The sequence below is a fragment of the Blastococcus sp. OS1-29 genome (assembly GCF_057628075.1).
Map to the genome: position 1 here is coordinate 333806 of NZ_JBXXJK010000004.1, position 21588 is coordinate 355393.

At 71.4% G+C, this 21588-nt stretch carries 18 protein-coding genes and 3 tRNA genes; 15 read left to right on the forward strand and 6 right to left on the reverse strand.

Annotated elements, in window-relative coordinates; all coding sequences use genetic code 11:
- Positions 1-8: 8 nt before the first annotated feature.
- The 5 genes from nuoL (at position 9) to AC2H4J_RS12705 (ending at position 7229) form a co-directional block, all read left to right on the forward strand.
- Positions 9-1889 carry an NADH-quinone oxidoreductase subunit L gene (nuoL, locus tag AC2H4J_RS12685; protein ID WP_487465239.1) on the forward strand — a complete coding sequence of 627 codons (1881 nt, stop codon included), beginning with the start codon at positions 9-11 and terminating at the stop codon, positions 1887-1889.
- A 43-nt stretch (positions 1890-1932) separates the two neighbouring features.
- A complete protein-coding gene (locus AC2H4J_RS12690) occupies positions 1933-3507 on the forward strand; it encodes an NADH-quinone oxidoreductase subunit M (RefSeq protein WP_487465240.1) in 1575 nt (524 codons plus the stop codon).
- Complete coding sequence (gene nuoN / locus AC2H4J_RS12695) at positions 3504-5039, forward strand: NADH-quinone oxidoreductase subunit NuoN (protein ID WP_487465241.1); 1536 nt, start codon at positions 3504-3506, stop codon at positions 5037-5039. Before AC2H4J_RS12690 ends, nuoN begins: the two co-directional genes overlap by 4 nt.
- Positions 5039-6094, forward strand: a complete 1056-nt coding sequence (locus AC2H4J_RS12700) for a polyprenyl synthetase family protein (RefSeq protein WP_487465242.1) — start codon at positions 5039-5041, stop codon at positions 6092-6094. The genes nuoN and AC2H4J_RS12700 overlap by 1 nt, the downstream gene beginning before the upstream one ends.
- 97 nt (positions 6095-6191) lie before the next feature.
- Positions 6192-7229, forward strand: a complete 1038-nt coding sequence (locus AC2H4J_RS12705; protein ID WP_487465243.1) for a PQQ-dependent sugar dehydrogenase — start codon at positions 6192-6194, stop codon at positions 7227-7229.
- A gap of 31 nt (positions 7230-7260) precedes the next feature.
- On the opposite strand, the gene AC2H4J_RS12710 is transcribed toward AC2H4J_RS12705, so the two are convergent.
- Both AC2H4J_RS12710 and AC2H4J_RS12715 read right to left on the reverse strand, forming a co-directional pair.
- On the reverse strand, positions 7261-8340 hold the full coding sequence (locus tag AC2H4J_RS12710; RefSeq protein WP_487465244.1) for a sensor histidine kinase: 1080 nt from the start codon (positions 8338-8340) through the stop codon (positions 7261-7263).
- Positions 8341-8344: 4 nt separating this feature from the next.
- Positions 8345-9007: a response regulator transcription factor gene (locus AC2H4J_RS12715; RefSeq protein ID WP_487465245.1), complete on the reverse strand. Its 663-nt coding sequence runs from the start codon at positions 9005-9007 to the stop codon at positions 8345-8347.
- Positions 9008-9150: 143 nt separating this feature from the next.
- Between AC2H4J_RS12715 and AC2H4J_RS12720 the strand changes: the two genes are divergently transcribed.
- Positions 9151-10152 carry a D-alanyl-D-alanine carboxypeptidase family protein gene (locus AC2H4J_RS12720; RefSeq protein WP_487465246.1) on the forward strand — a complete coding sequence of 334 codons (1002 nt, stop codon included), beginning with the start codon at positions 9151-9153 and terminating at the stop codon, positions 10150-10152.
- Positions 10153-10314: 162 nt separating this feature from the next.
- On the opposite strand, the gene AC2H4J_RS12725 is transcribed toward AC2H4J_RS12720, so the two are convergent.
- Positions 10315-11406, reverse strand: coding sequence for a 2-oxoacid:ferredoxin oxidoreductase subunit beta (locus AC2H4J_RS12725; RefSeq protein ID WP_487465247.1), 1092 nt, complete (start codon positions 11404-11406; stop codon positions 10315-10317).
- Complete coding sequence (locus tag AC2H4J_RS12730) at positions 11403-13340, reverse strand: 2-oxoacid:acceptor oxidoreductase subunit alpha (protein ID WP_487465248.1); 1938 nt, start codon at positions 13338-13340, stop codon at positions 11403-11405. The genes AC2H4J_RS12725 and AC2H4J_RS12730 overlap by 4 nt, the downstream gene beginning before the upstream one ends.
- A 174-nt stretch (positions 13341-13514) precedes the next feature.
- Here AC2H4J_RS12730 and htpX point away from each other — a divergent pair, with 174 nt between their 5' ends.
- The gene (htpX, locus tag AC2H4J_RS12735; protein ID WP_487465249.1) at positions 13515-14384 is read left to right on the forward strand and encodes a zinc metalloprotease HtpX; all 870 of its coding nucleotides are present in this window, start codon (positions 13515-13517) and stop codon (positions 14382-14384) included.
- 61 nt (positions 14385-14445) lie between these two features.
- On the opposite strand, the gene AC2H4J_RS12740 is transcribed toward htpX, so the two are convergent.
- Complete coding sequence (locus AC2H4J_RS12740; protein ID WP_487465250.1) at positions 14446-14937, reverse strand: YajQ family cyclic di-GMP-binding protein; 492 nt, start codon at positions 14935-14937, stop codon at positions 14446-14448.
- Positions 14938-15022: 85 nt separating this feature from the next.
- Between AC2H4J_RS12740 and AC2H4J_RS12745 the strand changes: the two genes are divergently transcribed.
- Positions 15023-15104, forward strand: a tRNA-Tyr gene (locus AC2H4J_RS12745).
- Between the two features lie 60 nt (positions 15105-15164).
- On the opposite strand, the gene AC2H4J_RS12750 is transcribed toward AC2H4J_RS12745, so the two are convergent.
- On the reverse strand, positions 15165-15590 hold the full coding sequence (locus AC2H4J_RS12750) for a pilus assembly protein TadG-related protein (RefSeq protein WP_487465251.1): 426 nt from the start codon (positions 15588-15590) through the stop codon (positions 15165-15167).
- 152 nt (positions 15591-15742) lie between these two features.
- Here AC2H4J_RS12750 and AC2H4J_RS12755 point away from each other — a divergent pair, with 152 nt between their 5' ends.
- The 7 genes from AC2H4J_RS12755 (at position 15743) to rpmG (ending at position 21579) form a co-directional block, all read left to right on the forward strand.
- Positions 15743-16024, forward strand: coding sequence for a hypothetical protein (locus AC2H4J_RS12755; RefSeq protein WP_487465252.1), 282 nt, complete (start codon positions 15743-15745; stop codon positions 16022-16024).
- Entirely contained in the window at positions 16021-17751 is a 1731-nt protein-coding gene (locus AC2H4J_RS12760) for a hypothetical protein (RefSeq protein ID WP_487465253.1), read from the forward strand. The genes AC2H4J_RS12755 and AC2H4J_RS12760 overlap by 4 nt, the downstream gene beginning before the upstream one ends.
- Positions 17709-18164: a hypothetical protein gene (locus tag AC2H4J_RS12765; protein WP_487465254.1), complete on the forward strand. Its 456-nt coding sequence runs from the start codon at positions 17709-17711 to the stop codon at positions 18162-18164. Before AC2H4J_RS12760 ends, AC2H4J_RS12765 begins: the two co-directional genes overlap by 43 nt.
- A gap of 471 nt (positions 18165-18635) precedes the next feature.
- Complete coding sequence (locus AC2H4J_RS12770; protein ID WP_487465255.1) at positions 18636-21104, forward strand: putative bifunctional diguanylate cyclase/phosphodiesterase; 2469 nt, start codon at positions 18636-18638, stop codon at positions 21102-21104.
- Between the two features lie 67 nt (positions 21105-21171).
- Positions 21172-21244: transfer RNA gene (locus tag AC2H4J_RS12775), tRNA-Thr, on the forward strand.
- Positions 21245-21259: 15 nt separating this feature from the next.
- Positions 21260-21333 (forward strand) — tRNA-Met (locus AC2H4J_RS12780).
- Positions 21334-21414: 81 nt separating this feature from the next.
- Entirely contained in the window at positions 21415-21579 is a 165-nt protein-coding gene (gene rpmG, locus AC2H4J_RS12785; protein ID WP_116451031.1) for a 50S ribosomal protein L33, read from the forward strand.
- Positions 21580-21588 lie beyond the last annotated feature (9 nt).

Consider the following 21588-nt stretch of genomic DNA (forward strand, 5'->3'; position numbering starts at 1 on the left):
AAACGCGCATGCTCACGTACTCCTGGCTGCTGATCGCGCTGCCGCTGGCCGGTGCAGCAGTGCTGCTGCTCGGCGGCCGCCGCACCGACCGGTGGGGCCACCTGCTCGGGTCGGCGACCGTCGTCGCCGCGTTCGTGATCGGCCTCGTCTGCACCATCCAGCTGGCTGGGCAGGACGCGAAGTCGGTGAACGTCGACCTGTTCACCTTCATCTCCAGCGGCTCGCTCGACATCCGCGCCGGGCTGCTCTACGACCCGCTGTCGGCGGTCTTCGTCCTGCTGATCACCGGGGTCGGCTCGCTGATCCACATCTACTCGATCGGCTACATGGCGCACGACCCCGGGCGCCGGCGGTTCTTCGCCTACCTCAACCTGTTCGTGGCGGCGATGCTGCTGCTGGTCCTCGGCAACAACTACGTGGCGCTCTACGTCGGCTGGGAGGGCGTGGGTCTGGCGTCCTACCTGCTGATCGCGTTCTGGTACACCCGCCCGTCGGCCGCCACCGCGGCCAAGAAGGCGTTCATCATGAACCGGGTCGGCGACGTCGGCCTGGCGCTCGCGATCTTCCTGATGTTCAGCCAGCTCGGGACGACGTCCTACGAGGGCGTCTTCGGCTCGGTCGGCACCCTGGCCGGCGGCACGGTCACGGCGATGGGCCTGCTGCTCCTGCTCGGGGCCTGCAGCAAGTCCGGCCAGTTCCCGCTCCAGGCGTGGCTGCCCGACGCCATGGAGGGACCGACCCCCGTCTCGGCGCTCATCCACGCGGCCACGATGGTCACCGCCGGCGTCTACCTGATCGCGCGCTCGGCGCCGATCTACGACCTCAGCGAGACCGCCCGCGTCGTCGTCATGTGCATCGGGGCGCTCACCCTGCTGATCGGCGCGATCGCCGGTTGCGCCTACGACGACATCAAGAAGGTGCTGGCGTACTCCACGGTCAGCCAGATCGGGTACATGTTCCTCGCGGTGGGCCTCGGGCCGGTCGGCTACGTGGCCGGGCTCGCCCACCTGCTCGCCCACGGCTTCTTCAAGGCCGGGCTGTTCCTCGGCGCCGGCTCGGTCATGCACGCCATGGACGACGGCGTGGACATGCGGCGGTTCGGCGCGCTGTGGAAGAAGCTGCCGGTCACCTTCGTGACCTTCGGGCTGGGCTACCTGGCGCTCATCGGCTTCCCCGGCCTGGCCGGTTACTGGACCAAGGACGCCATCGTCGAGGCGACGTTCGACCGCGGGGACACCCTCGGCTACACCTTCGGGATCATCGCGGTGCTCGCCGCCGGTCTCACCTCCTTCTACATGACACGGCTGATGTTCATGACGTTCTTCGGCCGCGCGCGGTGGGAGGAGGGCGTGCACCCGCACGAGGCGCCGTCGGTGATGACCGTGCCGATGATCGTGCTGGCCGTCGGGTCGGTGTTCGCCGGGTTCCTGCTCGTCCAGGCCTTCCCGCTCAGCGACTGGCTCGCGCCGGTCTTCGGGGAGCCGAAGGAGGCCGAGCACGTGGTCGCGCCGCTCTCCATCGGGATCGCACTGTTCGCGGTCATGCTGATCGGGGCCTTCCTCGCCTGGCTGTTCGTCGGCCGCCGCGAGGTGCCCGTGACCGCCCCGGCCCGGGTCTCGTTCGTGACGCGGGCCGCCCGGAAGGCGCTCTACGCCGACACGATCAACGAGTCGCTGTTCATGCGTCCCGGCCAGTGGCTGACCCGCGCGCTGGTGTTCTTCGACAACCGCGGCATCGACGGGGCCGTCAACGGCCTCGCCGCGACGCTGGGCGGGTCCTCGTCGCGGCTGGGCCGCACCCAGACCGGCTTCGTGCGCACCTACGCCCTCGGCATGCTCGGCGGCGCCGTGCTCGTCGCGGGCGCCCTGCTGGCGGTGACGGCGGGATGACCACCATGACTGCTGGCGCGACCTCTGGAAAGGCCGGACACCGGTGAGTGACTTCCCCTGGCTGCTCGTGATGATCGTCGTCCCGGCGGTCGCCGCCGCGGTCGTCGCGGGTCTCCCGCGCGGCCGTGACCTGCTGGCCAAGCAGATCGCCCTCGGCGTCAGCCTGTTCGTGCTGGTGCTCGCCGTGCTCGCGACCGTGGCCTTCGACACCGGCGGCGACCGCTTCCAGCTGACCACCGACTTCGCCTGGATCCCCGACTTCGGCGTGCGGATCGCGCTCGGGGTCGACGGCATCGCGCTGGTGATGCTGCTGCTCATCGGCGTCCTGGTGCCGGTCGTGGTCGGCGCCTCGTGGCGCGAGGAGTTCCCCGGCCGGTCGATGAAGGCCTACTTCGCCTGGCTGCTGCTGCTCGAGGCGATGATGGTCGGCGTCTTCGCCGCGACCGACGTGTTCCTCTTCTACGTCTTCTTCGAGGCGATGCTCGTCCCGATGTACTTCCTCATCGGGAGCTTCGGCGGGCCCCGCCGGCAGTACGCCGCGGTGAAGTTCTTCCTGTACAGCCTGGTCGGCGGCCTGATCATGCTCGCCGCCGTCATCGGCCTGTACGTGGTGAGCAACAGCCAGCTGGGCGAGGGCACGTTCGCGTTCGACGCGCTGCGCCAGCTCGACATCACCCCCGGCGTGCAGAAGCTGCTCTTCCTCGGCTTCTTCGTCGCCTTCGCCATCAAGGCGCCGCTGGTACCCCTGCACACCTGGCTGCCCGACTCCGCAGCGGAGGCCCCGATCGGGGGCGCGGTACTGCTGGTCGGCGTCCTGGACAAGGTCGGGACGTTCGGCTTCCTGCGCTACTGCCTGCCCCTGTTCCCCGATGCCTCACGCTTCTTCGCGCCGTGGGTCCTGGTGCTCGCCGTGGTCGGCATCCTCTACGCGGCGCTCCTGGCCATGGGGCAGAGCGACATGAAGCGCCTGGTCGCCTACACGTCGGTCTCCCACTTCGGGTTCATCGCCCTGGGCATCTTCGCCTTCACCACCGAGTCCGCCACGGGTGCCGTGCTCTACATGGTCAACCACGGCATCTCGACCGGCCTGCTGTTCCTGGTGGTCGGCTTCCTGATCGCCCGCGGCGGTTCGCGGCAGATCCGCGACTACGGCGGGATCGCCGCGAAGGCGCCGCTGCTGGGCGGGGTGTTCCTCGTCGCCGGCATGGCCTCGCTGGCGCTGCCGGGCACCAACAGCTTCGTGAGCGAGTTCCTGGTGCTGATCGGCTCCTTCCCGTCGCAGCCGGTGTTCACCGTCCTCGCCGCCGTCGGCATCCTGCTGTCGGCCATCTACATCCTGCTCATGTACCAGCGCACCATGCACGGCCCGCCGGCCGGGGTGCTGCTGCAGGAGCTCCCGCCCGAGCACCCGCCCACCGATACGGGTGGTGGCACCGCCGTCCGGACCGCGCCGCGCCGGACGCTGCGCGTCCTCGACCTCGACCGGCGGGAGATCGCCGTCGTCGCGCCGCTCGTCGCCCTGATCATCGCGCTGGGTGTCTACCCCCAGCCGCTGCTGAACCTGATCGAGCCGGCCGTCAGCGCCACCATGAGCGACCTCGGAGGGTCCGCACGATGATCCACGCGCCCGCTCTCTCCCTCGCCGCGCTCGCGCCGCTGCTGTTCATCTTCGGCGCCGCGTGCGCCGGCGTGCTGGTCGAGGCGTTCGCCCCGCGCGACGTCCGGCATCCGGTCCAGGTCGCCCTGGCCCTGGTGGGCACCCTGGGCGCGCTGGTGGCCACCCTGCTGCTCGCCGGCAAACACGAGGTCACCGCCGGTGGGGCGCTCGCCGTCGACGGCGCCGGGCTGTTCCTGCAGGCGACGATCGCGGGCCTCGGAGCGCTGGCGATCCTGCTGTTCGCCGAGCGGTCCCTCGACCCGGCACGTTCGTCGTTCGTGACGTCGGCCGCCGTGCCGGCCGGCAGTCCCCGCGACCGCGAACTGCTCACGTCCGAGCGGGTGCAGACCGAGGTGTACCCGCTCGCCACGTTCGCCATCGGCGGCATGATGCTGTTCACCGCCGCGAACGACCTGCTGGTCATGTTCGTGGCCCTCGAGGTGCTGAGCCTGCCGCTGTACCTGATCAGCGGCCTGGCCCGCCGGCGGCGGCTGCTCAGCCAGGAGGCGGCGGTCAAGTACTTCCTCCTGGGCGCCTTCGCCTCGGCGTTCTTCCTCTACGGGCTGGCGCTGGTCTACGGCGCCGTCGGCAGCGTCCGGTTGGCCGACATCCGGTCCGGCGCAGTCGCCGAGGGCAGCAACATCCTGCTCGTGCTGGGCTTGGCCCTGCTCATCGTGGGGCTGCTGTTCAAGGGCAGCGTCGCGCCGTTCCACACCTGGACGCCGGACGTCTACCAGGGCGCTCCGACGCCGGTGACGGCGTTCATGGGGGCGTGCACGAAGGTCGCCGCGTTCGGCGCCATCCTGCGGCTGCTGTACGTCGCCTTCGGCACCAGCGAATGGACCTGGCGACCGCTGATCTACGGCATCGCGATCATCTCCATGATCGTCGGCGCCGTGCTCGGCCTCACCCAGACCGACCTCAAGCGCATGCTGGCCTACTCCTCGATCGCGCACGCCGGCTTCCTGCTGACCGGCGTGATCGGTCTCGGCGGAGGCCACGGTTCCGGCCTGGCCGCCACGCTGTTCTACCTGCTCACCTACGGCCTGACGACGATCGGCGCCTTCGCCGTCCTCACCCTCGTCCGGGACGGCGACGGCGAGGCGAGCCACCTGTCGCAGTGGGCCGGCCTCGCGTCGCGCTCACCCCTGACCGCCGGCGTCATGAGCCTGTTCCTCCTGGCGCTGGCCGGGATCCCGCTCACCGCCGGGTTCACCGCGAAGTTCGCCGTCTTCCGGGCGGCCATCGAGTCCGGTGCCTGGCCGCTGGCGCTGGTCGCGCTGCTGGCCAGCGCGGTGGCGGCCTTCTACTACCTGCGGGTCATCGTGCTCATGTACTTCTCGCCGCCGGCCGCCGACGGCCCGACCGTCGGCGTGCCCGGTCTGCCGACCACGGTCGTCCTCGCGATCACGGCAACGGCCACCCTCGCGCTGGGCATCGTTCCCGGGTCGGTGCTCGACCTCGCCCAGCGGGCGGCTATCTTCGTCGGTTGATGACCGGAGCCCGTGCCGCAGCCGACGGCACTTCCACCGAGGTCTGGCACCGGGGCTCCACGCCGGCGTCGACCATCGGCCCCTGGCTCCCCGAGGGAGCACTGGGCGCCGCGCTCGCCGACGGACTCGTCCGCGTCGAGTCGGCCCTGACCACCGCCGTCGGCAGCGAGCACCCCTTCGTCCGCGAGGCCGCCGGCCACCTCATGGCGGCGGGGGGCAAGCGGTTCCGCCCCATGCTGGCGCTGCTCGCCGCCCAGCTGGGCGAGCCGCAGGCGCCGGAGGTGATCCGGGCCGCGGTGGTCTGCGAGCTCACCCACCTGGCCACGCTGTACCACGACGACGTCATGGATGAGGCCGCGGTGCGCCGGGGCGCCCCCAGCGCCAACAGCCGGTGGACCAACAGCATCGCCATCCTCACCGGCGACCTGCTGTTCGCGCGTGCGTCGGACCTGCTCGCCGACCTCGGGCCCGACGCGGTGCGCATCCAGGCGCAGACCTTCGAGCGGCTGGTCACCGGGCAGATCAAGGAGACGGTCGGCGCCCAGCCCGGCGACGACCCGATCGACCACTACCTCGGGGTGCTGGCGGACAAGACCGGCTCGCTGGTCGCGACGTCCGCGCGGTTCGGCGCGAGCTTCGCCGGCGTCGAGGCGTCACTGGTCGAGGCCCTCACCGCCTTCGGCGAGGAGGTGGGTGTGGCTTTCCAGATCTCCGACGACCTGCTCGACATCGTGAGCCGCGACGGCGCCTCCGGGAAGTCGCCGGGCACCGACCTGCGCGAGGGCATCGCGACCCTTCCCGCCCTGTTCGCGCTCGCCGGCGACGACCCGGCGGAGGCGCGGCTGCGGGAGCTCGTGGCCGCGCCGATCAGTGACGACGCCGACCACGCCGAGGCCCTCGAGCTGCTGCGCTCGTCCCGGTCGCTCGCCCGGGCGAACGAGGTGCTCGCCGAGTACGCCGACCGCGCCCGCGCACGGCTCGAGCAGGTGCCGGCCGGCGACGTCCGGGACGCGCTGTCGGCGCTGTGCGACTACGTGGTCACCCGCACCAGCTGACGAAAGGCGCACCATGCCCCCCACCGCTCGCACGCTCGCGGCGGGGCCCTGCATGGTGGCCGCACTGCTCCTCGGGTGCACGGCTACGCCAACGGATTTGCCTGCGCCGTCCGGTGCGCCGCGCCTCGAGGTCACCGTCGTCGCCGACGGGCTCGACCACCCGTGGGACGTCGCCCAGGCCTCCGACGGCACGCTGCTGTTCGACGAGCGGGCCGGTGGCTTCACCGCCGTCCTGCCCGACGGCACGCGCCAGCACGTCCGGGCCGACATGGACGACCTGTTCGCCCGGGGCGAGACGGGCCTGATGGGGCTCGTCCTCGATCCCGGCTTCGACGGCAACCGGCGGTTCTACAGCTGCCAGGGGGTCACGGACGGCGCCACCCCGTCGATCGCCGTCATCGCCTGGACCGTCTCCGCCGACTGGCGCACCGCGAGCCGGGTCGCCGACCCGCTGGTCGGTGACATCCCGGCCAACGCGACGTCGGGCCGGCACGGGGGCTGCCGGCTGCGGTTCACCCCCGACGGGGCGCTGCTGATCGGGACCGGCGACAACGCCGTCGGCAGCAACCCGCAGGACCGCTCCAGCCGGGCGGGCAAGGTGCTGTTGGCCGACCCGGCGACGGGGGAGGTGGCTGTGTGGAACTACGGGCACCGCAACGTGCAGGGCCTCGCCGTCCGTCCGGGCACGAACCAGGTCTTCGGGGTGGAGCAGGGCACCTTCCGCGACGACGAGGTGAACCTGCTGCGGCCGGGCGGCAACTACGGGTACGACCCGAACGGATCCGACGGCGGCTACGACGAGAGCGTGCCGATGACCGACACCTCGATCCCCGGCGCGATCGAGGCGGTGTGGTCGTCCGGGTCGCAGACGATCGCGACGTGCGGGGGCACCTTCCTCGACGGCGCGCAGTGGGGGGCCTACGACGGGCTGCTGCTGCTCGGCGTCCTAAAGGGGCAGGGTGTGCTCGCGCTCCGGCTCGACCGCGACGGCAAGCTGGAGCAGCAGTTCCGGCTGCCGGAGCTCGAGGGGAGCTACGGCCGGATCCGGACCGTCCAGCAGGGCACGGACGGCGACCTGTACGTGACCACCGACAACGGCGACGACGACAAGCTGCTGCGCGTCACGCCTCGCTGATCTCGTTCGGCGCTGCCAGGGGGCCGGGCCGTCACTGGCCCAGCGGTAGGTCTACCCGGACCGACAATCCGCCGGCGGGCTGCGCCACGGCCTCGATGAGACCGTCGTGCGCCGTACTGATCGACCGGGCGATCGTCAGCCCGAGTCCGGCACCGCCGCTGTGATCCAGCCGGTCCCCGCGGGCTCGCCGGAAGGGCTCGAACAGCCGGGGAACCGCCTCGGCCGGCACGACCGGACCGGTGTTGGTCACGGTCAGCACCGGCTGCCCGGCGTCCACCCGCACGCGGACCTCGCCGCCGGGGTGGTTGTACTTGATGCCGTTGTGCACGAGATTGGCGATCAGCCGCTCCAGCAGCGCCGACTCGCCCGCCACGGTCACCGGCACGGACTCCAGCTGCAGGCTCACCTCGGCCGCCGCCGCCAGCCGACCGTAGGAGGCGACGGTGTCGGCGGCCAACGCGTCGAGCCGTTGCGGCATCCGGGAGGTGAGCCCCTGCTCGGTCTCGGCGAGCACGAGCAGCCCCTCGATCAGCGCCTCGTTGCGCTCGTTGGTCTCCAGCAGCTGCTTGGTGAGCAGCTCGAGCTGTTCGGCGGTCGGACGACCCGCCAGGCCGACCTCGATGAGGGTCCGCTGGACGGCCAGGGGCGTCCGGAGTTCGTGCGAGGCGTTCGCGGCGAAGCGCCGCTGCCCCTCGTAGCCGGCCGAGACCCGGTCGAGCATGCCGTCGATGGACTCGGCCAGGGCGGCGAACTGACCGCGCGGGCCCCGCAGCTCGGTGCGCTCCGCGAGGTTCTGCGGACCGAACCGCCGCAGCGTGGCCGCGAGGGAGCGCAGCGGCCGGCCACACCACAGCACGAGGCCGCCGAGGGCCGCGGCCAGCGCCAGCGTCACCGCCGTCAGCAGGACGGAGGCGAGCGGCACGCTGAAGGTGCCCGGCACGCAGGTGTTGCCGAACTGCCGCCACCCGTCGACGCAGATCAGGAGCTGCGAGCCGTAGCCGGCCCGCACGAGGTTGCGCGCCAGCGGGATGCCCCAGCTCAGATACAGGTGCCCCAGCACCGCGGTCACGAGCAGGCTGATCGCGATGCGCTGGCGAAGCGTCGGTGACACCGGCTCAGCCGTGTCCGAGCCGGTAGCCGACGCGCGGCACCGTGTGGATCACCGGCGGGTCCCCCAATTTGCGGCGCAGCGTCATCACTGCGACCCGTACGGCGTTGGTGAACGGGTCCGCGTGTTCGTCCCAGGCCTGCTCGAGCAGCTGCTCGGCCGGCACGACCCGTCCTTCGGCCCGCATCAGGACGGTGAGGACGGCGAATTCCTTCGGCGTGAGCGCCAGCACGGCGCCGTCCCGGGACACCGTGTGCCGAGGGACGTCGAGCACGATGCCGCACTGGTCGAGCACCGGCGGGGTGGCCTCGCGCGAGCGGCGGCCCAGGGCCTGGACGCGCGCGGCGAGCTCGGCGAAGGCGAAGGGCTTGGTGAGGTAGTCGTCCGCGCCCAGCGACAGGCCGTCGACCCGGTCGCGGATGCCGCCGGCCGCCGTCAGCATCAGCACGCGGGCGCCGTCCCGGGATGCGGTGAGGTACCGGCAGACCTCGTCCCCGGTGCGCCCGGGCATGTCCCGGTCCAGGACGGCCACGTCGTACCGGTGCACCGAGACCAGCTCGACGGCGGCCTCGCCGTCGTAGCAGACGTCGACGGCCATCGACAGCCGGCGCAGTCCCTCGGCCACCGTGTCGGCGAGCAGCCGCTCGTCGTCGGCCACCAACACCCGCATTCCGGTTCTCCCTTCCCGGGCGGTGGGCGGTCCACCGGTCGGAGCCAGCTCAGGCAGACCTCAGCATGCCCGGGGCAGTCATAAGGAAGGCGTAAGGGACCGGCTGACGGCGACCAGAGTCGCCGCCCCGGACCCTTCGCGGCATGACCCGCCCCCTGCACAGAACCGCGCCCGCAGCGGTGCACCGTTCCCTCCCGGCGGGCTGCCCGGCCGCGCGGACGACCTATCGGCACGGCCGCGCGGTGCGAGGACGTTCCCCGCGCAGCCGTGGGCTGCGCGCCGTGCTGGCGCTGGTCCTCGCCGGGGTGGTGGGTGGCGCCGCTCTCCTGCACCGGGCACCGGAGATGCCGGAGGCGGCGGTCACCTGGCCGGCCGAGGGACAGGCCGCCTACACGACGTCGGAGCTGGACGCGATCCGCAGCAGCGGTCGTGAGCTCCCGGTGCCCATCGCCAGCGTCACCAAGGTGATGACCGCCTACGTGGTGCTCCACGAGCGGCCACTGGAGCCTGGGGAGCCGGGGCCGGTGATCCGGCTCACCCACCAGGATGTCGCCGACACCGCGCGACGGCGGGCGAACGGTGAATCGGTGGTCGAGGTGGCGGCCGGCGAGGAGCTCACCCAGTTGCAGGCCCTCCAGGCGCTGCTGCTGCCCTCGGCCAACAACGTGGCGGTCGTCCTGGCACGGTCGATCGCCGGCTCCGTCGACGCGTTCGTGGCACTGATGAACGAGGCGGCCGACGACCTGGGGATGGACGACACCACCTATACCGATCCGAGCGGCATGGCAGCTGACACCGTCTCCACGGCGTCGGACCAGGTGCGGCTGTTCGACGCCGCGATGCGTGACCCGGTGTTCGCGGAGGTGGCCGGTGCGACCTCCGCCCGCCTGCCGGTGGCCGGCACGGTGGTCACCACCAGCAGCCTGCTCGGGCAGGACGGCTTCGTCGCCGGCAAGACGGGCTCGCACGACGCGGCCGGTGGCTGCTACGCCTTCCGGGTCGTCCGCCCGGTCGGCGGCCGCGACATCGCGATCACCGGCGTCGTGCTCGGCCAGCGCGGTGGGCCCTACGTCGAAGCCGCCCTGACCGCCGCCCGGGGGCTGGCCGCGGAGGTGGCTGCCAGCACCGACGCCCGAGCCGCATGACGGGCGGGGTGCGGGACCGTCCCGACCAGGGCGCACGCCGTCGCGAGCTGCTGGTCGCCGTCCGGCGAGCCGAACGGTCGGCCACGGCCCGGGCGGTGCCCCGAGACCAGCTCGGTGCGCGGCGGGCGTCCCCGACACCGGCCGGTGACGGCGAGGGCACCGCTAGGGCTTGACCTCCCAGGTGTCGCCGCCGGCGAGGAGGGCCTGCAGGTCACCGGGGGCCTCGGTGCGGGCCGTCTCGAGCTGATCGGCCATCATCGCGTCGTACGTCGGCTTCTGGACCGAGCGGAAGACGCCCATGGGCGTGTAGCGCAGGTCCTGGGACGACAGCCGGGACAGCGCGAAGGCGTAGGCCGGGTTCTCCCGGTGCGCGTCGTGCACGACGATCTCGTCATGCTCGACCTGGTTGGTCTCGGCGATCCGCAGCCCGCCGAACTCGTCGCGGACCACGCAGGACGCGCCGTCCGGCCCGAAGACCAGCGGCTTCCCGTGCTCGAGCGGGATCGACCACTGGGTGCCGGTCGCGGGGTCCTTGAGCAGCTCGAACGCGCCGTCGTTGAAGATGTTGCAGTTCTGGTAGATCTCCACCAGCGACGTGCCCTTGTGCTCGGCGGCCTGTCGCAGCACGTCGGTGAGGCCCTTGCGGTCGGAGTCCATCGCCCGGCCGACGAATGTGGCGTCCGCGCCCAGGGCCAGCGACACCGGGTTGAACGGCGCGTCGATCGACCCCATCGGGGTGGACTTGGTGACCTTCCCGACCTCGGACGTGGGTGAGTACTGGCCCTTGGTCAGCCCGTAGATCCGGTTGTTGAACAGCAGGATCGTCAGGTTCACGTTGCGCCGCAGCGCGTGGATCAGGTGGTTGCCACCGATCGAGAGGGCGTCGCCGTCGCCGGTGACGACCCACACGCTGAGGTCGGGCCGCGAGGCGGCGAGCCCGGTCGCGATCGCCGGCGCCCGGCCGTGGATCGAGTGCATCCCGTAGGTGTTCATGTAGTACGGGAAACGCGAGGAGCAGCCGATGCCGGAGACGATGACCATGTCCTCGCGGGCGATGCCGAGGCTGGGCAGGAAGCTCTGGACGGCGTTGAGGATGACGTAGTCACCGCACCCGGGGCACCAGCGCACCTCCTGGTCGGTCTTCATGTCCTTGGCCTTCAGCTCGGTCAGCTTCGGGCCGTGGGCGTCGACCGAGTGCGCGATCGCGTCGGCGATCGGGCCTTCGGCGGGCATGCCGAGTTCGACGGCGGTCATTCGGCTCCTCCGGTGGAATCAGCGGCGAGAGGTGCGCCGCTGGTGGAATCGATGACGTCCTGGATGACGGCGGCCAGCTCGGCGGACCGGAACGGCAGCCCGCGCACCTGGGTGTGGCTCTCGACGTCCACCAGGTACTTCGCGCGCAGCAGCAGCGAGAGCTGGCCGAGGTTCATCTCGGGGCAGATCACCCGGTCGTAGCGGTGCAGGACCTCGCCGAGGTCGGCCGGCATCGGGTTGAGGTGGCGCAGATGGATCTGCGCGATCGACCGGCCGGAGCGGCGTATCCGCCGGCAGGCGGCGCCGATCGGCCCGTAGGTCGAGCCCCAGCCGATGACGGCGACCTTCGCGTCGCCGTCCGGGTCCTCGACGTCGGTGGCCGGCAGGCTCGCCGCGATCCCGTCGATCTTCGCCTGCCGGGTGCGGGTCATGAAGTCGTGGTTGGCCGGGTCGTAGGAGATGTTGCCGGTGCGGTCGGCCTTCTCCAGCCCGCCGATGCGGTGCTGCATGCCGGCGGTGCCGGGGATCGCCCACGGCCGGGCGAGGGTCTCCTCGTCCCGCAGGTACGGGAGGAACTCGCCGTCCTCACCGTTGGGCTCCGTCGCGAAGCCCACCGCCGAGCGCAGATCCGGCAGGTCCTCGACGTCCGGGACGGCCCACGGCTCGGCGCCGTTGGCGAGGTAGCCGTCGGACAGCAGGATGACCGGCGTCCGGTAGGTCAGCGCGATCCGGCAGGCCTCCAGGGCCGCGTCGAAGCAGTCGCCGGGGGAGCGCGGCGCGATCACCGGCAGCGGGGCCTCGCCGTTGCGGCCGAACATGGCCTGCAGCAGGTCCGACTGCTCGGTCTTGGTCGGCAGCCCGGTCGAGGGGCCGCCGCGCTGCACGTCGACGACGACCAGCGGCAGCTCGGTCATCACCGCGAGACCGAGGGCCTCGGACTTGAGCGAGACGCCGGGACCGGACGTCGTCGTCACCCCGAGCGCGCCGCCGAAGGCGGCGCCGATCGCCGAGGAGATGCCGGCGATCTCGTCCTCGGCCTGGAACGTGCGGACGTCGTAGGACTTGTGCTTGGACAGCTCGTGCAGGATGTCCGACGCCGGCGTGATCGGGTACGCGCCGAGGAACAGCGGCAGGCCCGAGCGCTGCCCGGCCGCCACGAGCCCGAGCGCGAGGGCCTGGTTGCCGGAGATGTTGCGGTACCGGCCCGGGGCCATGGGGGCCGGCTTGATCTCGTAGGAGACGGCGAACGCCTCGGTGGTCTCGCCGTAGTTGTAGCCGGCCCGGAACGCGGCGATGTTCGCGGCGGCGATCTCGGGCTTGCGGCGGAACTGGCGCTCGAGGAAGCGGACCGTGCCCTCGGTGGGCCGGTGGTACATCCACGACAGCAGCCCGAGGGTGAACATGTTCTTGCTCCGCTCGGCCTCCTTCTTGCCGAGGCCGGAGTCCTTGAGCGCGTCGGTGGTCATGCTGGTCAGCGGCACGGTGACCACCTGCCAGCCCTCGAGCGAGCCGTCCTCGAGCGGGTTGCTGGCGTAGCCGACCTTGGCCAGGTTCCGCGGCGTGAACTCGTCGGAGTCGGCGATCAGCAGGCCGCCGCCGGGCAGGTCGGCGATGTTCGCCTTCAGTGCGGCCGGGTTCATCACCACGAGGACGTCGGGCGCGTCGCCGGGCGTCATGATGTCGTGGTCGGCGAAGTGCAGCTGGAAGGAGCTGACACCCGGCAGGGTCCCCGTTGGCGCGCGGATCTCGGCGGGGAAGTTGGGCAGCGTCGACAGGTCGTTGCCGAAGCTGGCCGTCTCGCTGGTGAACCGGTTGCCGGTCAGCTGCATGCCGTCGCCGGAGTCGCCGGCGAGCCGGATGACGACGCGGTCGAGCTCGACGACGCTCTTCACGAGACCGCCGGGCGCGGAGCTGGGCGGGATGGTGCCAGTCATCAGTGGTGTACCTCCACCGGCCGAGGTTACGTGCGTGTGCCCGCGGCCGGGTGTGGATCCGGACACGATGATCTCGCACCGACAGCAACCGGGCGGCCCCGTTCCTCATTCCGACGGGGGAGGGGAGCGCCGTCGTCGGGGAACGGTGACCCCCACGGTCGCGTTGGACGGGTCGTGCGACGTTGGAACAACGGACTGAAGACCGCCGTGCTCCTGGGGGCCATGGGCGGTCTGATCCTCGCTGCGGGGGCGCTCATCGGCGGCCGGGGCGGCCTGTTCATCGCGCTGGTCATCGCGCTCGGCGTCAACGGCTTCGCCTACTTCAACTCTGACAAGCTCGCGCTGCGGGCGATGCGGGCCTTCCCGATCACCGAGACGCAGGGTCCGCAGCTCTACGCGATCGTCCGCGAGCTGGCCACGGAAGCCCGTCAGCCGATGCCGCGGATCTACGTCAGCCCGACCAATCAGCCCAACGCCTTCGCCACCGGGCGCAACCCGCGCAACGCTGCCGTCTGCGTCACCCAGGGCATCCTCGAGCTGCTGGACCGCCGCGAGCTGCGGGGCGTGCTGGCCCACGAGCTCTCGCACGTCTACAACCGCGACATCCTGATCAGCTCCGTCGCCGGCGCGATGGCCACGGTGATCACCTACCTGGCGCACATGGCGATGTTCGCCTCGCTGTTCGGCGGCCGGTCGGACGACCGCGGCGGCGGCAACGCGTTCGGCGGGCTGCTGCTGATGCTGCTCGGACCGCTGGCGGCCGGCGTGGTGCAGATGGCGGTCAGCCGCAGCCGGGAGTTCCAGGCCGACGCCTCCGGTGCCCAGCTGTCCCAGGACCCGCTGGCGCTGGCCGCCGCGCTGCGCAAGATCGAGCGCGGGGCCGCGGCCCTCCCGCTGCCCCAGGACGACCGGCTGGTCACGCAGAGCCACCTGATGATCGCCAATCCGTTCCGCGGCCAGGGCCTGGCCACGCTGTTCTCGACGCACCCGCCGATGGATCAGCGCATCGCCCGCCTGGAGGGAATGGCCCGCGAGCTCGAGTAAGGACCCCCGTCCCCTCACCGCTCGCAAGCTCGCGGCGAGCCTCCGGACGGGGGCCTTCACGTCACCGGTAGTTGTCGAACTGCAGCGCCACGTCGAGGTCGGCGCCGCGCAGCAGTTGCTGCACCGCCTGCAGGTCGTCGCGCTTCTTGCCGCTGACCCGCAGCTGGTCGCCCTGGATCTGCGCCTGGACGCCCTTGGGGCCCTCGTCGCGGATGAGCTTGGCGATCTTCTTGGCGACGTCGGACTCGATGCCCTGCTTGATCCGCGCGGAGATCTTGTACGTCTTGCCGGAGGACTGCGGCTCGTCGGCGTCGAGGGACTTCAGCGAGATGCCGCGCTTGACGAGCTTCTCCTTGAAGACGTCGAGGGCCGCCGCCACGCGCTCCTCCGTGTCGGCCTGCAGCGTCACGCCCTCCTCGCCGGCCCACGCGATCGTCGCGTTCACGCCGCGGAAGTCGAAGCGCTGCGACAGCTCCTTGCCGGCCTGGTTGAGGGCGTTGTCGATTTCCTGGCGGTCGACCTTGCTCACGACGTCGAAGGACGAGTCGGCCATGGTTGCTTCCTCTCATCGCGCGGACGGCCCGGGGCTCCGGGAACGCCGTCCGCGGTTCTTGTACTCTTCTCCGGTACCACCGCACGGCGGGTTGCCCGAGTGGCCAATGGGAGCGGACTGTAAATCCGTCGGCTTAGCCTACGAAGGTTCGAATCCTTCACCCGCCACGCCTCGGTACGACGGCCCCTGACCCCTCCGGTCGGGGGCCGTCGCCGTTCGCGAACCGGCTACAGCGTGGGGGCGCGGGCGCTGGCGACGGCGGTCCGCTCGAGCGGCTGCCCGCCCAGGAACAGCCAGCCGAAGGCGATGTCGGCGTAGCGCGTGCAGCGGACGGTCACCTCGGCGCCGTCGGTGTCGGCGGACCACGAGTCCAGCCGCGTGCCGCCGTCGGCGAGCTGGTCGGCGACGGCGGTCTGGGCCGTGGCCCGCGTGAGGGGCAGTTCCGTGCCGACGCCGCGGGCGTAGACGGCGCCCTCGTCGGTGCTGTTGGCGGCCGCGATCGCGGCGCCGTCGCAGACCGACTGCACGTCCTGCTGCTCGAGGAAGGCGTCGGAGGCGGCGATGGCCCCGAACGCCATCAGCGCGGCGACGGTCCAGCACACGAGGATGAAGGGCAGCGTCGACCCGCGTTCCTTGTCCTCATCCCTGCGCACGCTCGGCACTGTAGGCAGACGGAGCGTTGTCCACCGCCTGTGGACAGCGTCTGTGGACACTGTGGACACTCGATCGGGTGGCAGCCTGGCCCGCGGACGGACCTGTGGACGACGCCAGCGGCGCAGCCCCCTTCTTCGTGAGACTGCGCCGCATGTCCATCGAGATGCATGCGGCCGAGGTGTACCGGCTCGCGAACACGATGCGGGACGCCGCGGACGACGTCGAGGACATCGGCGCCGACCTGCGCAGGCACGCTCCGGTCGACGGCCCTCTGAAGGCTGCGGTGGGCGCCTTCCTCGACAGCCACCATGCGGCCATCACGGCCTTCGCCGGCGGACTCGACTGGCTCGCGGGCACCGTGACCGATGTGGCCCACTCGTGGCTCCGGCTGGACAGCACGCTGGTTCCCCGCGGACAGCTGGGCCCCGAATGACCGTCGTCATGCCGGCGAAGATCCCGCTGCCGCTGCCGCCGGGGGATGGCCACGCGCTGATCGAGCTGGCTCACGACCTCTTGGCCACGGGGCGTCGCATGATGGACATCGACAATCGCCTGCTCGGTCCGGCCACCGCGGCACCCGGGTGGCTCGGCGCCGATGCCTCGGCGGCCGCCGCGCAGTTGGCCGGTCTCGTCGCGCTGATTCGGGCCGCGAGCGACGCGATGCCTTCCGCCGCCGAGCGTCTGGCCGCGCACGGCGAGTGCTTGCTCGCTGCCCGGCGGCGGGTCGCTGCCCTGCGGAACGAGCAGCACGAGCAGTTCCGGGAGGCGTATGGCCGTCTGGAAGGGCTGCCCGACCTGGAGCTTCAACTCCGGGGCGCCGGCTCCGCGGCGCAGGCGGTCGTCCACGAGGTGGAGGTGGCGGAGGCGGGCCGGCGCAGGCGACATGCCGCGGTGCTGGAAGAGGTCGAGGACCACGCCGCCGCGACGGCGCGGGTTCTCGCGGACTCCTGTGCCGTGGTGGGCGGCCGCGGTCTCGCCGGCGACCCGAACCGGGTGGTGGCCTACCTCGCAGCCCAGCTGCCCGGCTGGGGTGACCGCGAGTTGATCCGCCGCGGTCGCGACCTGGCCGGGCAGCTGGGCCCCGGCCGCGGTCCCGACGAGCGGGAGAGGGTCTCACGGGAGGCGCTGCCGTTCGCCGGATCACCTGCCTTCGCAGGCGCCCTGCTGGGCGCACTCGGCGTCGGTGGGATGAGCTACAACCTCGAGGTCCTCGGGGAGGGCTACCTGGGGCCCGCCAGCGCGCTTGCGCGACTACTCGCGCAGGCGCTCGGCACCGCCGCTCCGGGGACAGGCTCCACCGTCAGCGCAGTCCTGACCGCGGAATACGCAACGCCGGACGACAGCGATGCCCGCGTCGACCTGCGCGTGCTGGGCATGGGAGCCGTGCTCGCGGCCGGCCTCGGGCCGGGATCCCGCGGGGTGGATCCGCGGACGGCGGCGTCGTGGGGGATCCAGATCGCACTTCGCGATCACTTCCTGGGGGGTACGGCCGCGCAGCGCGCCGAGGCGGACGGCGGTGACGTCGAGCCGGTTGACCCGCTGGCCACGGTCGTGGCGGTTCTTACCGCCGCCCAGGACCGCATCCCGGCGGCCGCCTTCCTGGCTTTCCCATCGGTGTGGGACGTCCTGCTCTCGCGGACCTGGGAGGACCACGGTGCACCGCTGATGGGGTTGATCCCGCTGGCAGCCGCGGAGCCAGGTGTCCTGGGGGACGCGGTGGTCCGTGGCGCACTGGAGGCGCTGGCGGGCGGTCTGCAGAACGGAGACGTCCACGACTGGCGCGTCGTCCGCGCGACCGCGGACGAGGTGGTGCCGGCGCTCGCCGACGCGCTCGCCCTCCATGTCGCGGTCGCCGGGAAGGCGCTGAACGTCGGCGTGGACGGAGCTCCCCGACCCGGTGACGAGTCGATGCTGCGCGGGTTGGCGTACCTGACCACGAACCGCGCGAGGCAGCTGTCGTCGTGGAGGCAGCACTCCAGCGATGGGTGGCGGACCAGCCAGCCCCGTTCTCGGTCGACGGAGCGGTTCAGGAGTTCCCGGCGATCGTCGTTCCGAACTCTTACCTGGCGGTGCAGGAGTACGGGCAGGCACTCGCGCATGCATTGGGGGAGCTGGAGTTGGAGAAGGCCGCCGAGGATCGAGCCTTCCTGTGGAACGTGACAGTCGGCCTGGTTGCCGACCTGGCCCCGGGGCCGTGGGGGCTGGCCGCCGGGGTGGTCGTGGACTTCGTCGCCATGGGACTCGGTCTGGACGGCACGTGGGATCCGGCGCCGGGCCAGAAACCGACCTTCGCTCCCCACGCGTTCGACCCGACCGCGGTCACGGGCGTGAGCGAAGAGGACTGGCTGCGCGCGTACGCCATGGCCCACATCGCCGAGGATTCCTTCGAGGGAACGACACAGGCACTGGGTTCCCTCCAGGTCCCAACGCCACCCAGGACGCATTGGTGGGACCCGCTCGTCGGAGCGTTGATCCCGGGCCCCAGGGACGCCGTCGAGCTCCTTGACCACGGACGCCAGGTCACCCGGTCGCGTCACCCATTCGGTGACATGTGGTCTGATTTTGACTACTGAGAGCGACGACGCGAGCAGTCGACACTCCATCGTGATCTTCGGTGCTTGTCCGGACGGGTGACGGGAAGCAATGTCTCCAGCGCGGTCCGTATTGCACGACGCTCTGCCCCCGCGCGTAGGCGGCTGCCGCAAGTCGCTGTCAGCCATGCCATCAGGCATCCAGGGAGGCATCATGAGCTCGTCCGACGCACGCACCGTCAAGTGGGGCCGCACGGTCAAGTGGGGCCGCACGGTCAAGTGGGGCCGCACCGTCAAGTGGGGTCGCTGACCTCCAGCGCTTCCCGACACGGGGCAGATGTCGATGACATCTGCCCCGTCGCGTTCTCACGACCGGGGAGTGGGCGGTTCCCGCTGCTAGCCTCGCCGCAACCTCCCTCTTCCCGAGAAACCCCGGTGACATTGGCCGAGCCCCTGGTTCCGCATGCCCCACGCTGGCTGAATTCCGCCGCGCGTCGGGCCTGGGGGATCGCGGTGGGCGGAGCCGCCCTGGCGATCGTTCTCGCCGTCGCAGTCCTTCCGTCGGCCGCCGAGCCGTTCCGGCCGATTCCTGTGCTCGTCATCGCTGTTCTTTTCCTCGTCAGCGAATCGGTGTCGATGCACATCGAGTACCGCCGGCAGACCTACGCCTGGTCGCTCGCGGAACTGGCCCTCACCATTGCCCTCGTCGAGGTCGGCGGACTGTGGGCGACCCTGGCCTGGGCCGTCGCGGCAGCGATCCAGCTCACGGTGCAGGCATGGCCGCCCGCCAAGGCCGTCTACAACGTGGCACTGGCGGTGGTGCACGGTTCGGTCGCCGTGGCAGTTCTCCACGTCTTCCCGCCGCTGGACGTCAGGGAACCGATCGGGTGGCTGAGTCTGGTCATCGCCGTCCTGGCGGCCAATCTGGTCGGCGCCTTGATGATCACCGTGGCGATCATCGGTACGGCCGGTTATCCCGGACCGCAGTTCTGGCGACAGCAGTTCGTCCCGATCGGCGTGGTCTCCCCGGTCCTGGTCTCCGTGGGCATCATCGCGCTGCTGTTGTCCTCGTTGAGCTCGTGGGCCTGGCTCCTGGTCGTCCCCGTGCTGACGGTCGTGGGACTGCTCTTCCGCCGGTTCGGGAGGGTGGCCCGCGAGGGCAACAGTGTCGAACGCGTCTACGACTTCGCGCGGCGCGTGGAGCAGGTCTCGCCGGACGAGGCCGGCACGCAGCAGATCGTCGAGGCGGTCCGGGAGCTGCTCAACGCCGAGCGCGTGGCGCTGTGGCTGCCGCCGTACCTCGACGAGGAGCCCCGGCTGATCGTGTCGGCCGAGAACGGAGCCGTCTGGTACGACGGGCCCGGGGACTCCGACGACGTCTTCCGCCGCCGCGCGGTCGCGGCGGAAGGGCCCTTGCTGGTCTCCCTGGCGCGGGCGGACGAGGAGGAGGTCGTGGCGCTCGGCCGACGCGGAGTCTCCGACCTGCTCGGCGCGCCGGTGATGACGGCGGCCGGCGAGCCCGGCTACCTGGAGGTGTGCGACCGCCGCAGCGCGATCGTGTCGTTCGCCGACAGCGACCGCGCCGCCCTGGAATCGATGCTCACCCACGTCAACGCGGCGATCCGGCACCAGCAGCTGCTCACCCAGATCCGCTACGACGCCGACCACGACCGGCTCACCGGCTTGCCGAACCGCCAGCGGCTGTCCGCAGAGATCGACCAGCTGCTCGCCGACGACCCGGTCGGTGCCCGTGCCGGTCTCATCCTCGCCGCTCTGGGCAACTACACCGAGGTCACCGACACCCTCGGGCACGCGGCGAGCGACGAACTGCTGCTCGTCACCGCCGGCCTGCTCCGCGAGCACGCGCCGCCGCAGGCGCTGCTGGCACGCATGGAGAGTGAGCAGTTCGCCGTCCTGCTGCCCGGCCTGTCGCTCGCGGCCACCGAGCGTGCCGCCCGCCGGCTGCGCGAGGCCGCCTCGACCCGTGCCCGGGTCGCCGGGCTGGACCTCGAGGTCACCCTGACGATCGGCGTCGCGGCCGCCCCGGTGCACGGCACGGACGCCGGAACGCTCATGCAGCGCGCGGACGTCGCCCTGCTCGCCGCCATCGAGTCCGGCGGGGTGGCGAGCTACCACCCGGTGCTGGACCAGCAGAGCCTGCGCCGCCTGCAGCTCGGCACCGAGCTCGAGCAGGCCATGGCCGACGGTCAGATCGGCGTCGTGTTCCAGCCGATCATCGACGCCCAGACCTCCGACATCGTCTCGGTCGAGACGCTGGTGCGCTGGGCGCATCCGCGGTACGGCGCGATCCCGCCGGACGACTTCATCCACCTGGCCGAGCAGATCGGCCGGATCGGTGCGGTGACCGACCACGTGCTGGACCTCGCGCTGGCGCGTTGCCGGCGCTGGCTGGACCAGGACATCGCGCTGTCGGTGGCGGTGAACCTGTCTGTGCACTGCCTGACCGAGCCGGATCTGGTCATGCGCGTGCGGCGGGCCCTCCAGCGGCACGGCGTGCCCGGCGAGCTGCTCACCCTCGAGCTGACCGAGGGCAGCGTCGTCGACGACTCGGTCCGCGACAGCAGCGTGCTCGGTGACCTGCACGCGCTCGGGCTGCGGCTGTCGATGGACGACTTCGGCACCGGCTACTCGTCGCTGTCCCAGCTGCGGCAGCTGCCGATCGACGAGGTCAAGATCGACAAGTCCTTCGTGCTCGGCATGTCCACCAGCCAGGGGGAGTCGTTCATCGCCCGGTCGATCATCGAGCTCGCCCACAACCTGGGCCTGCGGGTCGTGGCCGAGGGTGTCGAGGACGAGCTGACCCGCAACCTGCTGGCGGAGATGGGCTGCGACAAGCTGCAGGGCTTCCTGGTCAGCCGGCCACTGGCCGACGACCGGCTCGAGGCGTGGCTGCTCGCCCGCACCGGCGTCCGCTCGGCCGGACCTGGCGCGACCCACCGCCGCCTGTTCGTCCGGACGTAACGCGCCGGCGGGCCCCTGCAGGGAGGGCCGAGCGGTCAGGTAGAGTCGCCGACGGCTCTTCGAGCACGCCCCTTTAGCTCAGTCGGCAGAGCGTCTCCATGGTAAGGAGAAGGTCTACGGTTCGATTCCGTAAAGGGGCTCTGGAACATCAGCCTGGCGGTGTAGCTCAGCCTGGTAGAGCAAGCGGCTCATAATCGCTGTGTCACCGGTTCAAGTCCGGTCACCGCTACTCCCGACGGACCCCGGATGACGGGGTCCGTCACCGCGTCGGCAACCGCCGGTGCGGACGCACAAGGCTAGGAGCACTTCCGTGGCAGCCACCGACATCCGTCCGAAGATCACCCTGGCCTGCCAGGAGTGCAAGAACCGCAACTACATCACCCGCAAGAACCGGCGCAACGACCCCGACCGGCTCGAGCTGATGAAGTACTGCCCGAAGGACCGCAAGCACACGCTGCACCGCGAGACCCGCTGACCTGATCAG